This window comes from Ferruginibacter profundus, assembly GCF_054783275.1.
Window position 1 is genome coordinate 595,443 of record NZ_BAAGQW010000002.1, and the last position, 15,188, is coordinate 610,630.

The window sequence follows — 15,188 nt, forward strand, 5'->3', positions numbered from 1 at the left end:
ATTTACGAAATTTTACTCCATGCCGTTTTGCCCTTCTGCTGGTGAAGGTAATTTTTTACCGGCAAATTCTCTGCCACATTAATGTCAGGATCGTTTTCTAAAATATTTTCTGCAGCTTCCCTGGCTGCTTCCAGTATCACTTTATCATGGACTATATTAGCCAGTTTAAAGTTTAATAATCCACTTTGCCTGGTACCCTCAATGTCGCCGGGGCCACGAATCTCCAGATCTTTTTCCGCTATTTTAAAACCATCATTTGTTGCCACCATTATCTTTAACCTTTCACGGGCATCGTTTGATATTTTAGCGCCTGTTAATAATATGCAAAAACTTTTTTCAGCACCTCTTCCCACCCTTCCTCTTAACTGGTGCAATTGAGATAAACCAAATTTTTCTGCGCTTTCAATTACCATTACGGTTGCATTAGGAACGTTAACCCCTACTTCTATAACGGTAGTGCTTACCATAATTTGCGTTTCCTTTTTTACAAAACGCTGCATATTGGTTTCCTTTTGCGCTGCATCCATTTTTCCATGCACCATACTGATCCAGTATTTAGGTTCCGGAAAAAATGATTTTACTTCTTCATATCCCTTCATCAGGTTTTCGTAATCCATCTTGCTGCTTTCTTCTATCAATGGATAGATTACAAAAGCCTGCCGACCGTTGGCTATCTCTTCTTTAATAAAATCCATTACCTGCGGCCTTTTGTTTTCAAAACGATGTACAGTGTTAATTGGTTGCCTTCCCGGGGGCAGTTCATCCATCACACTATAGTCCAGGTCTCCGTATGCAGTGAGCGCTAGTGTACGTGGTATAGGTGTTGCCGTCATTACCAGCACATGTGGCGGAATGGTATTCTTTTTCCAGAGTTGTGCCCTTTGTGCCACACCAAATTTGTGTTGTTCATCAATTACCGCAAAGCCCAGGTTTTTAAAGAGCACTTTATCTTCTATTACCGCATGGGTGCCGATTAAAATATGCAAAGAGCCATCTTCACAAAGCTTCAGCACTTCTCTTCTTTCTTTTGCTTTAGATGAGCCTGAAAGCATTTTTACACAAACGGGCATATCTTTTAATAATGCCGTGATACCGTTAAAATGCTGTTGTGCTAAAATTTCTGTTGGGGCCATCATCACACTTTGAAAACCATTGTCAGCAGCAATCAACATCATCATTAAAGCCACAATGGTTTTACCGCTGCCTACATCCCCCTGTAAGAGGCGGTTCATTTGTTTACCGCTGCCTGCATCTTTACGTATCTCTTTAAGCACTCTTTTTTGTGCGCCGGTTAATTCAAAAGGTAAATACTGTGTATAAAATGTGTTGAAGAGGTTGCCCACTTTATCAAAAATCAGGCCTTTGCTAAAACGGTGCCGGGCGCTTTTGATCAACCCCAAACGCAGTTGTGCAAAAAACAATTCTTCAAATTTTAAACGACGTACCGCATGCTGGTAATGTTTTTCTGTGGCCGGAAAATGAATATGACGATAAGCCTCAAAGCGGCTGATGAATTTATATTTCTGAATTATGGAGTCGGGTAAATTTTCAGGCAGGTCTCTTTCTGTAATTAATTGTAATAATGCATAAGTAAACTTGCCAATCACCCTCCCATTTAAGCCCCTTGCTTTTAATTTTTCGGTAGAAGAATAGATGGGTTCTAAAAAACTTTTGCCTGTTGCTTTTTCAGTGCTGAAGGTTTCCACTTCGGGATGGGCAATCTGTGGCTTGTTCATGAAAAAACTCAGTTTGCCGAATACTAAATACTGCTGCCCCACCTGCAATGCTTTTTGTATCCAGTTAATTCCCTGGAACCATACCAGTTCTATTTCTTCACCACTATCATCCACCAAATGTGCAATCAAACGTTTACCTCTTTTCTCTCCTAAAGTTTCCATGTCTGTTATTCTCCCCGAAACCTGTGCATATTCGGTATTGTAGGTAAGGGCCGCAATTTTATCTACCTTGGTTTTATCAACATGGCGTAACGGAAAATAATTGAGCAGATCGTTGAATGTAAAAATCTCAAGCTCTTTACGCAGCATATCGCCACGCTGTGTACTTACACCATGAATGTATTCGATGGGATTATTTAATATGGCAGCTGTGAAAGTGATAGGAAATAATTTATACAAATATACACCAGGCAAAAGTATATCTCCTTATGGCATTACTTACCTCAATCGTATATGCTGTAGCTTATGTGCCCGCTTTTATTATGACTTTATTATGCAGTAAACACGGCACTTTTGCCTGCCAAGCCCGACCCTGGTACGGAGTAACGATGACTTTGATACGGAGTAACTATGGCTTTGTGAAGAAACCCGCCAGGCTTATTTACCATTGCCCCGTGAGGGATTATTATTAAAACGCCTGGGCTTACTGAAATTTCTATTGCCCCCGCCCCCGCTGCTTCTTTGAGGTGTGGTATTGTATACCGGCACTTCTCCAAATTCGTCGGGTACTTTTGCTTTGGTAACTTCCTTACCTAATAATTTTTCTATAGATAAAAATTTGCGTTGTTCTCTCGGACTGATAAATGTGTAGGCCGTACCTTCTGCCGCAGCCCTCGCTGTACGCCCAATGCGATGCACATAATCTTCACCGTCATGCGGTACATCATAATTAATTACCAGGTCGATATTATCAATATCAATACCACGGCTTAGAATATCAGTAGCAATTAAAATGGGTAGGCGGCGGCTTTTAAATTGCATCAGTACATCTTCTCTTTTATCCTGGTCCAGATCGCTATGTATTTCATCGGCTTTAATACCGGCCCTTTGCAGGTCACGTGTTAATTGCTTTACACTTTGTTTGCTGCTGCAAAAAATTAGCACCATAGCAAAGTCTTTCTTTTTAAGCAAAAACTTTATGAGCGGAATTTTTTGTTCTTCATATACTACAAAAGCCTCCTGTACAATTTTTTCGTTGGGCTTGCTGATGGAGATATTGATTTCTGCCGGCTGGTGCAGTATCTTTCTCGCCATTTCCCTTATTTTATGCGGCATGGTGGCCGAGAACAATAAATTTTGTCTTTGTTTGGGCAGGTGATTAATGATAAACATGATATCATCATAAAATCCCATATCCAGCATGCGGTCGGCCTCATCTAATATCAAGTACTTTAGGCCATCTAATTTTACATAGCCCATTTTAATATGTGCCATCATTTTACCCGGGGTGCAAATCACCACATCGGCACCATGGCTCAATGCTTTTTTCTCCTGCACAAATGCATTGCCATCGCCGCCGCCATATACAGCAATAGAACTTACCGAAGTAAAATAAGACAGGCCTTCCATATGCTGTGCTATCTGGATAGCCAGCTCACGTGTGGGCACAATCACCAATGCAGTGTTGGTATGATTCACCAGCGGATCGGTAATGATCTTGTTGATCAGCGGCAACAGGAATGCAGCCGTTTTACCCGTGCCGGTTTGGGCAGAGGCAATAATATCTTTTCCCTGTAAAACTAATGGTATTACCTGTTCCTGCACAGGTGTGGCATTTTCATAGCCGGATGCATCAATACCTTCCATTAATCTCTCGTCGAATCCAAATTCTGTAAACTTCAATTTGTGGTTTTATTTTGGTGAAGATAATGCTTTTTAAGTTTAGGGATTACTAAACCCCGTCGGCGGCTTTTAGCCCCGACGGCGGTTGGCTGAAGCCCCTTTTTTTAACCGCCGTCAGGGTTTGTAACCGCTGACGGGGTTAAAAAAACATACCTTTACAATAATACAAGCATTTATGATAAAAGTTGGCGAATACAATACATTAAAAGTAATACGTGAAGTGGCCTTTGGAGTGTACCTGGATGATGGCGCAGAAGGAATATTATTACCCAAACGCTTTATGCCCGACAATGTGAAGATTAACGATGAGGTCAATGTTTTTTTATACCATGATGGCGAGGACCGCCTGATTGCCACCACTCAAAAGCCCAGGGGTATTTTAGGAGATATTGTAAAACTCCGCTGTATCAGCGTTACACCGCAAGGGGCTTTTTTAGATAATGGGTTGATGAAGGATCTTTTTGTACCCAAGAGCAAACAGCAACGGGGTATGATACCCAATGGAGAATACCTGGTAAAAATTTATTTAGATGAACAAACCGGCCGTTTAGCAGCTACCGAAAAGATTGAACCCTATTTAAGTAATGATGACCTGACGGTAAAAGTACTGGATGAAGTGGACCTGATCGTTTACAGAAGAACTGATATTGGCTATGTGGTTATTATTAATAATATACATACCGGCTTGTTGCACCACAACGAAATTTACAGGGATATTACAGCCGGCGACAAATTCAAAGGCTTTATAAAAAAGATTTACCCCGAAGATAATAAGATTGATGTGGCGGCCGGCAGACCGGGCTACAACCGTGTGGAAGATGAAACACAAAAAATTCTTCGTTTATTAGAAGAGAATAATGGTTACTTACCTTATTATGATAAGAGCGACCCGGAAGAAATTTATTCTTTCTTTGGTATGAGTAAGAAGACGTTTAAAATGACGGTGGGTAATTTGTATAAGCAAAAAAAGATTAGTTTAGAGAAGACGGGGATAAGATTGGTGTAATAAAACCGAGATAAGATTACAAGTAGATTCTATTTTTCTTATACATTGTAAATTCCCTTTTCATGAAAAGAATAGGATATATTTTTTTGCTATTTTTTATTTCCAATTCTTCGGTGGCACAACAGGTGGATTATGGCAAACCTGTTATAAATCCAAAAGAAACATTAAAGTATTTAACGAGTTTTTTAATATACCAAAGAGATTTCGTGAGATTATCAAAAGATTTTACTCCACTTGATACCTCATTAAACGTGATAAGCGAAGAAGAATTTTTTAATCTTTTTGCTACAGGCAATTATCTTCCCTTGTATCATTTTTCAAACCGGAATGTTTCTTCTTACGAATTATATAAACTTGACTCCTCTATTAGTAATGATGTTCGCCTGACTATAAAAGAATGGGCAACACATGAATACAAACTTTATAAAATGCGGGGGCAAGAACTTCCGGAGTTTAATTTTACGGATCTAAAAGGCAATGTATATAATAAAGAAAACACGAGGGGGAAAATAGTAGTTTTAAAATGCTGGTTTATTCACTGCCAGGCATGCGTTGAAGAGATGCCCGCACTTAACCAATTAGTAAAAAAGTACAGCAAAAAAGGTGATGTTATTTTTATTAGCCTTGCCAGCGACAATAAAGAAAAGCTGCAAGAATTCTTATCTCAAAAACAATTTACATACGCTGTAATACCGGTTAAAAAAAGCTACTTCAACGATTCTTTAAAAATAGAGATGTATCCTACTCACATAATAATTAACAGACAGGGCTTAATAAGTAAAGTGGTAAATGATGAAAGCCATTTGGCTGCTGCGCTGAAAGATGAACTTAATAAGAAGTAAAAACACCTACCCCAGCGTAATCACACTGATCTCCGGCAACACTCCCACTCTTCCGGGATAACCAATAAAACCATAACCACGGTTTACATTGATCTTTTGTTTGCCATCTTCATATAGTCCTGCCCATTGTGTATACATGTATTGAACGGGGCTCCATTTAAAACCGGGAATTTCGATACCAAATTGCATTCCGTGAGTGTGGCCACTCAACATCAGGTCAATATCAGGATAGTCTGTTTTTACCTGTGCATCCCAATGGCTGGGGTCGTGGCTCATTAAAATTTTGAAAGGATATTTTTCGGTTCCGGGATGTGCAAGGTCCATGCGGCCGTGCTTTGGAAAGCGGGCTTTGTTACTCCAGTTTTCTATACCCAATAAGGCGATGGCTTCGCCGTTTCTTTCCAGCGCCACGTGTTCGTTCATCAGCAAACGCCACCCCAGATCGGCATGTACTTTTTTCAGGTTTTCTAAATTTTGCTCTTTAGAAACACCGTTTTGTGGCCATTGCACATAATCGCCGTAATCATGATTACCTAAGGTGCTGTATACTCCCATGGGTGCTTTCAGCAAACTAAACACATCCATGTAGTCCTGCATTTCGGTTGCCCTGTCATTCACCAGGTCGCCGGTAAATAAGATAATGTCTGGCTTTTCGTTCAGTATTTTTTCCACCCCATGCAATACCGCTTTTTTATCGGTAAAACTGCCGCTGTGTATATCGCTGATGTGTACAATTTTTAGTCCTTTAAAAGAAGCCGGTAAATTTTCGTAGGTCAGTTGCAGTCTTTTAATATCATATTTGTATTTATTACCGAAGCCATAGACCAAGGTACCAAACAATGTACCACCTGCAGCCAGGCCCAGCCAGTTTAGAAATGCAGAACGGCTGATACCTTCGCCATCAAAGTCATCTACTGTTCCGCTGCGGCTGTTGGAAAATAATTTTATAGCGCCCCATTGAATGCCTCTCCTGATATCATCAATTAAAAAGAAAACCCCTGCCGTGATCTTTGCCAAAAACAAACCAATAACTGTAGCAAATAAATAGGTACGTACTTTTTTACCTAAAAAATCCTGTTCGGTATACACAAATAATAAAAAGCTGATGATAGCCAGTGCTGTAAGTACCCAGTAAACAGAATAAACAATGGTTTTTGCTTTGGGAGATAATGACTGGCTTACTGATTTAACGGCCTGGAAAACATAAGTATCCAGCAAAAGCATGATGGAAATAAAAATAATTACGCCTAAAGGTGTACGCATGTAGCTGTTTGATGATTAGTGATTATGAAGGTAGACGATTGAAGAGGAATAATATTTTAAGAGCCGTTAAATTGATTAAAATATTTTAAAGACATCTCCAGGCCAGGAATTCGTCCAACTGTGCATTGATGGCATTTAACGCACCGGCATCAGTAAATTTGCCTTCGTTGTCCATTAATTTATTTACTGTAGACAAAGGCAATTTATTAGGGTGTACTGTTATCTTAACGTAATTTAAAATATCTGCCAGGTGATCCATTCCCCTCAGGTTGCCGGCCCTGCCGGTTGAATTGCCGGTAATGAGAGCCTGTTTATTAAACCATATCTGGTGGCTGCTACCGGTGTCGAAAAGCAATTTTAAGATCCCGGGAAAACTGCCATTATACTCGGGCACAATAAAGATAAAACTATCGGTAGGCAGTATAATATCGTTCTCTATTTTTTCAAAAGCGGCATCTCTTTCCATCATATTTACGCCTTCCAGGGAAAATATTGCAGCATCTTCCCCTTTTTCGGCCAAAAGCCGCCTGTATTCTTTCGCTACTTTAAGCGTATTACTACCTATTCTGTTGGTTCCCGAAACTATTGTAATCATTATATTTTATATATTGTTTATAACTATAACAAACTTGTTGATTCTTTGTTGCCCAATATTATGCCGAATAGTTAAATTTGCCAACCTGACGGAAAAAGTTGACAGATGTTAAATGACGGTATTTGGAAATAACAGCTACTATCAACTGTCAACTTAATACTAACAACTAAGGAATATGGCAAGAATAATAGGCGTAGCAAATCAAAAAGGCGGGGTAGGCAAAACAACAACGGCAATTAATTTAGCTGCCAGTTTAGCCGTGCTGGAATACAAAACTTTGCTGGTGGATGCCGATCCGCAGGCAAACAGTACCACGGGTACCGGGTTCGACCTGCATAATATTACCCAAAGCCTTTATGATTGTATGGTGAATGAAGCCAAGGCGAAGGATGTGATATTGAAATCGGAGATCCCTAACCTGGACCTGATGCCATCGCATATTGACCTGGTAGGTGCCGAAATTGAAATGATCAATTACCCCAACAGGGAAAGTGTATTAAAAGATATTTTAGCGCCGGTGAGGGATGAATACGATTTTATTGTAATTGACTGTTCTCCTTCTTTAGGTTTAATTACTGTGAACGCATTAACTGCTGCCGACAGCGTGGTGGTACCCGTGCAAACAGAATTTTTTGCATTGGAAGGTTTGGGCAAATTATTAAACACCATTAAAATTGTTCAAAACAGGCTGAACCCCGATTTGAAAATTGAAGGGATACTGATGACAATGTATGATGGCCGTTTGCGCCTGTGCAACCAGGTGGTAAGCGAAGTACGCCGCCATTTTGAAGATATTGTTTTCAGCAGCATCATTCACCGTAATACCAGGCTGAGCGAAGCCCCCAGCTTTGGAAAGCCGGTAATTTTATACGATGCCGATAGTAAAGGCTCTGTCAACTACTTAAATCTTGCTAAAGAAATTTTACAAAAAAACAATCTTACTAAAATAAAAGAAGAGGACCGCATCCTTGAATAGTTACAGCAATGTAATTACGGTTACGAGTTACGGGTTAATTGACCGATAGTGGTTTAATTACCTTTGCAAACAATCAAAAACAAAACAAACCCGTAACCAAAACAGAACCCGAAATTATTATGACACAACCCAATAAAAAAGACGCATTAGGAAAAGGTATACGCAGCCTGCTGCAGAATATTGACTCTGATTTAAAAAATACTGCCGGCAGTTTAAAAAGTGAAGTAGTGGAGCAAACCACTACATCTTTTCGTGTGGCATTAGACCAGATTGAAGTAAACCCAAAGCAGCCCCGTAAAGATTTTGATGAGGTAGCCTTAAGTGAATTAGCGGCATCTTTAAAATTGCATGATATTATTCAGCCATTAACCGTAAGCAAGTTACCCAATGGTAAGTACCGTTTAATTGCAGGTGAAAGAAGATTCAGAGCATCAAAAATTGCAGGTTTAAAAGATGTGCCGGTATATGTAAGGCAAGCCAATGATGTGCAGTTGTTAGAATTGTCTTTATTGGAAAATCTGCAACGTGAAAATCTGAATGCCATAGAAATTGCATTGAGTTATAAACGCCTGATGGATGAACTGGATTATACACAGGAGCAGGTGGCGGAGCGTATGGGTAAAGACAGAAGTACCGTTACCAACTATATCAGGTTATTAAAACTTCCACCCGACATCCAGGTGGCCGTACGCAGTGGTGCCATTACCATGGGCCACGCAAGGGCATTGATAAATGTGGATGTGGTAGACAAACAATTGTACATCTTCAACGAAATAAAAAAACGCAGTTTATCGGTAAGGCAAACGGAAGATTTGGTAAGACAGATCTATACACCGCATGCTGTTAAAGTTGCCGTAAAATCAGAATTGCCCCCGGCTTTTAAAAAGATAGAAGATAATTTAGCCTCTAACTTTAATACCAAAGTAAAATTGACGCATAATAAAAAAGGTTATGGTTCAGTTTTATTTGAATATTATTCCCTGGAAGAATTAAATGCATTGCTGGATAAATTTAAAATTACAGTAAGCTGATAATTTTGTACTTCCACAGGTGATTCTGATTACTTCAATATTTTAAATGACTTTGCTTAAATCAATAGTATTTATTTTTTTTGTTTTTTTGTTCAGCAATAATTTGCTGGCACAAAAAACAGACAGCACATCAAAAAAAATCACAGAAAAGATAAAACCCAAAAAAGAAAAGGTGAATATTTTTTCTATTGATACCTCTAAACCATATAATCCTAGGGTGGCTATTCTCCGTTCTGCAATAATACCCGGCTGGGGCCAGGCTACCAATAAAAAGTACTGGAAGATGCCGATCGTATACGGCGCATTGGGTACAACTGCCTATATTTTTTTCAGAAATATAAAACAATTTAAAGAGGCCAATGCGGCCTATAAAAATGCAATTGACAATGACGCTTCTAACGATTATTTGATTCCTGAACCTTATTACAGTGTTCGCAGTGCACCCGACCGCATCAAAAGTTTCAGGAACAGTGTACGCCAAAATGTAGATTATTCAGTATTATTTTTTATTGCCTTCTGGGGATTGAATGTGGTGGATGCCGCAGTGGATGCCCATCTTAAAACCTTTGATGTTAGTGATGATCTTAGCCTGCAGATAAAAGCAGGTTACAGCCCGATAGCCAATACAAATGGCATAAGCCTGGTACTCAATATCGGTAAGACTCACACAAAATAATTACCTTCAACTTTAATTGTTTACAAATACTTTTACAGAAAATGAAAATTGCACTGATAGGTTATGGCAAAATGGGCAAAGCTATTGAAGAGATTGCTTTGCGAAGAGGCCATACCACCGATTTAAAAATTGATATTAATAACATTGATAGTTTTACCGCCGCTAATTTACAACAGTGCGATGTAGCGATAGAATTTACCGGGCCACATAGCGCTGTAGAAAATATCTCCAAATGCTTAGATGCCGGCATCCCCGTGGTAAGCGGCAGCACCGGCTGGCTGGAGCAATGGCCCCTGATAAAAGATAAATGCGAAAAATTAAACGGTGCATTATTATACGCCAGTAATTTCAGCGTGGGCGTTAATCTCTTTTTTGAACTGAATAAAAAGTTAGCGCAGCTGATGCGCAACCATGAGGAGTATGCCATCAGCATGGAAGAGATTCATCACACACAAAAAAAAGATGCGCCAAGCGGCACTGCCATCACTCTTGCTGAGCAGGTGTTAGAAAATATTCCCCGCAAAAAAAAGTGGCTGAACGAACCTGCAAAATATCCCAACGAACTTTCCATCATCAGCAAAAGAATTGATCCGGCACCGGGTACGCATTCTATTAAATACAGTTCTGAAATTGATGACATAGAAATCATACATACAGCCCACAGCCGTACCGGTTTTGCTACCGGTGCTGTATTAGCCGCAGAATTTTTAGCAGGCAAAAAAGGCATTTATACCATGAAGGATGTGCTGGCTTTTTAACCAAGACGGTCTTTACCGATAACGATATTTACCAAAACCTGTTTATTCAATTAAACAGGTTTTTTGTTGCCGTTACTGGTAAATATTTCGTTACTCTTAATTATTTCCCTATATTCAATTTATGTAATTAACCGCTTGTAAACCTTGTTAACCCACACCATGCATAAGCCACCTTTTGTATTGCTGCTGCTATTGCTTTTACCCGGAGCATTAATGGCGCAGACCAGCAAAGTTATTGATAGTATAGAAAAAATTCTGCCGCAGCAAAAAGATACCACACTTGTAAAAAGCTATAACGAACTTACCTGGCAATACCGCAATGTAGATAAGGATAAGGCAATTGCATACGGCAACAAAGCGGTTGAGCTGGGCAGGCAACTGAATTTTAAAAAAGGCATTGCCCAGGCTTACAATGATATGGGCATACTGTATTACGACAAGCAGGATTTTTCCACGGCCATTAGCTTATACCACCAGGCCTATCTTATCCGTACTGAATTAAAAGATGATAAAGGCGTGGCAGCGCTGTATAATAAAATTGGCATCGTATACCAGAAACAGGCCCGATTTGATTCAGCATTAATGTATGCGCAAAAAGCATTGGCCCTTTATGAACAACTAAAGGATAAAGTTGGCATCTCCTATTCCCTTAACAATATGGGCATCGTAAATCAGAATGTAGGTAATATAGATGAGGCACTGAAATACCAGGAACAATCCATCGCTATCAAAGAAGAGATACACGACCAGTTAGGTTTGGCAGGTTCTTATGTAAATGTGGGCAATATCTATTTATTAAAAAAAAACATCCCCAAAGCAAGAGAATTTTATGAAAAGGCCGAACTGATCTGCCGCAAAATCGGCGACCCGGAATATCTTTCCAATTCTATCAATAACCTGTCTGCCATTTACCAGAAAATAGGTGATTATAAAAAGGCTTTGCCATTGGCCCAGGAATCATTTGACATCCGTACCAAACTGGGCGATACAAAAGGACAGGTAAGTTGCCTTATAAATATGGGTTCTATACTAACAGCATCGCAACAGTATAAACAGGCAGAAGAAAAATACCTGCTGGGGCTACGCCTTGCCGATACCCTGGTGTCGTGCCTGCCGGAAAAAGTGAAACTGTACGATGGTTTATCTTCATTATACGACCTTACAGGTGATTACAAAAAAGCAGCTGCCATGGCAAGGCTTACCATTCAATACAAAGATTCCATTTTTACTGCCGACCTTAATAAGCAGTTTTCTGAAATGGAAACCAAATACCAGACAGCCAAAAAAGACCAGCAGATAGAAGCGCAGCAAAATGAGATCACACAAAAAAAATACGAGCTGATAAAGAAACAATACTGGTTGTATGGTTCCATTGCTGTTTTCCTGTTCAGTATCTTACTGGGCTATTCGTATTATAAAAGATACCAGCTGAAACAGGAAAAAAAGTTACAGGCAGAAGTAATGAAGCAGCAGGACATGGCGACCAAGGCTGTAATTGTAGCCGAAGAAAATGAACGTAAAAGAATTGCTGCCGACCTGCATGACGGTGTAGGCCAGATGATGAGCGCTGCCAAGATGAATTTATCAGCATTTGAAAATGAGATCCCGTTTAAAGATGAGATACAGAAAAATAATTTTGAAAAAATAATCAGCCTGGTAGATGAGGGTTGTAAGGAGATAAGAAGTGTAAGCCACCAGATGATGCCTAATGCCTTATTAAAAAGCGGGCTGGCAAGCGCTGTAAAAGAATTTATTGATAAAATCGACAGCCGCATATTAAAAATAAACCTATATACCGAAGGGCTTAACGAAAGGCTTGATGGCAATGTAGAAACCGTTTTGTACCGGGTGATACAGGAATGTGTAAATAATGTGATTAAACATTCCGGTGCCAATTCACTTGATATTTCACTGATAAAAGATAAAGATGGCATTGCTGCAACCATTGAGGATAATGGCAAAGGTTTTAATAGTAAGGATAAAGAAAAATTTGAAGGCATAGGATTAAAAAACATCAGCAGCAGGATAGGCTTTTTAAAAGGCACGGTGGATTTTGACAGTTCTCCGGGTAACGGAACCCTGGTGGCCATACACGTTCCCCTTGTTTAATTGGTATTTTTATTTATCTTACCAGCAAATAATAAACCCACCTGCTTATATTGAAAAACCAAAAAACAGCTTTAGCAATTGTTGATGATCACCAGATAGTGATTGACGGATTGAAGTCTTTATTATTAGGGTACGATCAGTTTAAAGTAGTATTGGAATGTACGCAACCATTGCAGATGCTGCATTTGCTGGAACAAACAAAAGTGGATATTGTTTTAACCGATGTAATGATGCCCGGCCTTAATGGTGCCGATCTTTCCAAAGCCATCCACAAAAAATTTCCTGAAATAAAAATACTGGCGCTAAGCATGAGCGGCCAGGGCGACCTGGTAAACCAGATGATTGATGATGCTGATATTGCCGGCTATGTGCTGAAGAATATCGGTAAAAAAGAACTGATACAGGCGCTGGAAAAAATTTCTGCCGGAGGCATTTATTTCAGTGATGAAGTATTGCAGGAAATGACCAAGGCAAGTGAATTAAAAAAAGAATCCGACGAAGCCCATCTTACTGCAAGAGAAGTAGAGATCATTAAACTGATTGAAAAAGAATTCAACAATAAACAAATTGCCGAAAGTCTTTTTTTAAGTGAACGTACAGTAGAAACACACCGAAAAAATATTTTCAGAAAAACAAAAACATCGGGTGTGATAGGATTGATAAAATATGCTTATGAACACAAATTAATTTGATTGCACTCTCAGTCAATTGACAAAAGAAAAGCTGCAGTACCTGCAGCTTTTCTTTTATGTAATGCATGTAAAAATTATTTAGAACCTGTAAGCCAACCTTACACCAACAGAACCAAGGCCGGAACCATTTTTTGCATAGCCATCATATTTAAAAGCTGCATCAACAGCTTTGCCCGACTTGGTATTAAATTCGTAACCCAGCATTGGTGTATACGCTAATGCTGCACCGGTTCTTAATGAATAATTGCTAAAAAAACCTGCTCCCAATTGTGCAGCTCCGTAAAACCCTTCAGATAAAAAATATTTAAGCCCTACTCTTACAGGAATTATTAGTTGCGCTTTATTTTTTGTTCCGTTACCAGCAGACCTTCCAGCATAAGAAAGAAAACCTGTTGTAACGGTAAAATCTGTTGAGGGGGCGATATTAAAATCACCCTGTATTGTAGCTCCAATACCCACTGAATGAGTCCTGTTAAGGTCTCCGGTAGCAAATCCAATTTCAGGTCCAGCACTAAAGTTAAATTTGTTTTCAGTACTCTTCTGTGCGAACGCCCCGGTACAAATTGCTGTAATAGCTACAGCTAAAAAAATCTTTTTCATAATACGTCTTGTTTTAGGGTACAAAATTAGGCCGTTGCAATCAATCGTAAAATTTTGTTTGTAAAGGATACGTTAAACTCTACTCACAAAAATTATAAATTCTGCAGCATATCTTTTACCATTAATGGCAAATCGTATTCCTCTTTCCAGCCCCAGTCTTTTCTTGCCACTGAATCATCAATACTTTGCGGCCAGCTGTTGGCGATAGCCTGCCTGTAATCGGCTTTATAACTCATTTCAAATGCCGGAATATGTTTTTTTATTTCAGCAGCAATTTCTTTTGGCGAAAAACTCATACCCGATAAATTATAGGAGGTACGCACCGTAATTTTTTCGGCAGGGGCTTCCATTAATTCAATTGTTGCACGTATGGCATCGGGCATATACATCATGGGCAGGTAAGTATCTTCATTTAAAAAACATTCGTATTTTTTTTCTTCCAGTGCTTCATGAAAAATCTCCACCGCATAATCGGTAGTGCCGCCGCCCGGTGCAGATTTGTAGGAGATCAAACCAGGGTAACGCATGCTCCTCACATCTACTCCAAAGCGTTGATAGTAATAATTGCACCAGAATTCGCCGGCATATTTACTGATACCATAAACCGTGGTAGGTTCAATAATCGTTTGCTGCGGGCAATCCTTTTTGGGTGATGTGGGCCCGAATACCGCAATACTGCTGGGCCAGTATACTTTGGTTAATTTTTCCTCTCTTGCTATATCCAGTACATTCAATAGGCTCTGCATATTGAGGCTCCAGGCAAGGTTAGGATTTTTTTCGCCCGTGGCAGAAAGTATTGCTGCCAGTAAATAGATCTGCGTAATGTTCTGCCGTATCACCTGCACGTGCAACATTTCTTTATTCATTACGTCCAGGCTTACATACGGGCCGGTGCCTTCCAGCAATGGATTTTGCTCTCTTAAATCGCTGGCTACCACATTGGCATTGCCATAAATTTTTCTCAATGCAAGTGTGAGCTCCACACCTATCTGACCGCTGGCGCCGATTACCAGTATTTTTTCTTTAAGCATATAATTGTTTAATGATTGTCAAATGTAAAGA

The 15,188-nt window shown here is 39.6% G+C and carries 14 protein-coding genes; 8 read left to right on the top strand and 6 right to left on the bottom strand.

Features of this window, described 5'->3' with window-relative positions; translation table 11 throughout:
* Positions 1–2: 2 nt before the first annotated feature.
* Entirely contained in the window at positions 3–2,135 is a 2,133-nt protein-coding gene (recG, locus tag ACYVM0_RS12780; RefSeq protein ID WP_460557633.1) for an ATP-dependent DNA helicase RecG, read from the bottom strand.
* Between the two features lie 198 nt (positions 2,136–2,333).
* Positions 2,334–3,578: a DEAD/DEAH box helicase gene (locus ACYVM0_RS12785; RefSeq protein WP_460557635.1), complete on the bottom strand. Its 1,245-nt coding sequence runs from the start codon at positions 3,576–3,578 to the stop codon at positions 2,334–2,336.
* Between the two features lie 175 nt (positions 3,579–3,753).
* Between ACYVM0_RS12785 and ACYVM0_RS12790 the strand changes: the two genes are divergently transcribed.
* A complete protein-coding gene (locus tag ACYVM0_RS12790; protein WP_460557637.1) occupies positions 3,754–4,584 on the top strand; it encodes a CvfB family protein in 831 nt (276 codons plus the stop codon).
* Positions 4,585–4,646: 62 nt separating this feature from the next.
* Positions 4,647–5,426, top strand: a complete 780-nt coding sequence (locus tag ACYVM0_RS12795) for a TlpA family protein disulfide reductase (RefSeq protein ID WP_460557639.1) — start codon at positions 4,647–4,649, stop codon at positions 5,424–5,426.
* 6 nt (positions 5,427–5,432) lie between these two features.
* Here ACYVM0_RS12795 and ACYVM0_RS12800 read toward each other — a convergent pair whose 3' ends face one another.
* Positions 5,433–6,689: a metallophosphoesterase gene (locus ACYVM0_RS12800; protein ID WP_460557642.1), complete on the bottom strand. Its 1,257-nt coding sequence runs from the start codon at positions 6,687–6,689 to the stop codon at positions 5,433–5,435.
* Positions 6,690–6,774: 85 nt separating this feature from the next.
* Entirely contained in the window at positions 6,775–7,284 is a 510-nt protein-coding gene (locus ACYVM0_RS12805) for an NADPH-dependent FMN reductase (RefSeq protein WP_460557644.1), read from the bottom strand.
* A 175-nt stretch (positions 7,285–7,459) separates the two neighbouring features.
* On the opposite strand from ACYVM0_RS12805, the gene ACYVM0_RS12810 reads away from it, so the two are divergent.
* The 6 genes from ACYVM0_RS12810 to ACYVM0_RS12835 all read left to right on the top strand — a co-directional run bounded on the left by ACYVM0_RS12810 (position 7,460) and on the right by ACYVM0_RS12835 (position 13,526).
* Positions 7,460–8,260 carry a ParA family protein gene (locus ACYVM0_RS12810; RefSeq protein ID WP_460557646.1) on the top strand — a complete coding sequence of 267 codons (801 nt, stop codon included), beginning with the start codon at positions 7,460–7,462 and terminating at the stop codon, positions 8,258–8,260.
* Between the two features lie 119 nt (positions 8,261–8,379).
* Positions 8,380–9,291 carry a ParB/RepB/Spo0J family partition protein gene (locus ACYVM0_RS12815; protein ID WP_460557649.1) on the top strand — a complete coding sequence of 304 codons (912 nt, stop codon included), beginning with the start codon at positions 8,380–8,382 and terminating at the stop codon, positions 9,289–9,291.
* Positions 9,292–9,337: 46 nt separating this feature from the next.
* Complete coding sequence (locus tag ACYVM0_RS12820) at positions 9,338–9,967, top strand: DUF5683 domain-containing protein (protein WP_460557651.1); 630 nt, start codon at positions 9,338–9,340, stop codon at positions 9,965–9,967.
* A gap of 41 nt (positions 9,968–10,008) precedes the next feature.
* On the top strand, positions 10,009–10,725 hold the full coding sequence (gene dapB, locus ACYVM0_RS12825) for a 4-hydroxy-tetrahydrodipicolinate reductase (RefSeq protein ID WP_460557653.1): 717 nt from the start codon (positions 10,009–10,011) through the stop codon (positions 10,723–10,725).
* A 159-nt stretch (positions 10,726–10,884) separates the two neighbouring features.
* Positions 10,885–12,834: a tetratricopeptide repeat-containing sensor histidine kinase gene (locus ACYVM0_RS12830; RefSeq protein ID WP_460557656.1), complete on the top strand. Its 1,950-nt coding sequence runs from the start codon at positions 10,885–10,887 to the stop codon at positions 12,832–12,834.
* A 50-nt stretch (positions 12,835–12,884) separates the two neighbouring features.
* The gene (locus ACYVM0_RS12835) at positions 12,885–13,526 is read left to right on the top strand and encodes a response regulator transcription factor (protein WP_460557658.1); all 642 of its coding nucleotides are present in this window, start codon (positions 12,885–12,887) and stop codon (positions 13,524–13,526) included.
* A gap of 78 nt (positions 13,527–13,604) precedes the next feature.
* Here ACYVM0_RS12835 and ACYVM0_RS12840 read toward each other — a convergent pair whose 3' ends face one another.
* Both ACYVM0_RS12840 and ACYVM0_RS12845 read right to left on the bottom strand, forming a co-directional pair.
* Positions 13,605–14,126 carry a hypothetical protein gene (locus ACYVM0_RS12840; protein WP_460557660.1) on the bottom strand — a complete coding sequence of 174 codons (522 nt, stop codon included), beginning with the start codon at positions 14,124–14,126 and terminating at the stop codon, positions 13,605–13,607.
* A 92-nt stretch (positions 14,127–14,218) separates the two neighbouring features.
* Complete coding sequence (locus ACYVM0_RS12845; protein ID WP_460557662.1) at positions 14,219–15,157, bottom strand: Rossmann-fold NAD(P)-binding domain-containing protein; 939 nt, start codon at positions 15,155–15,157, stop codon at positions 14,219–14,221.
* Positions 15,158–15,188 lie beyond the last annotated feature (31 nt).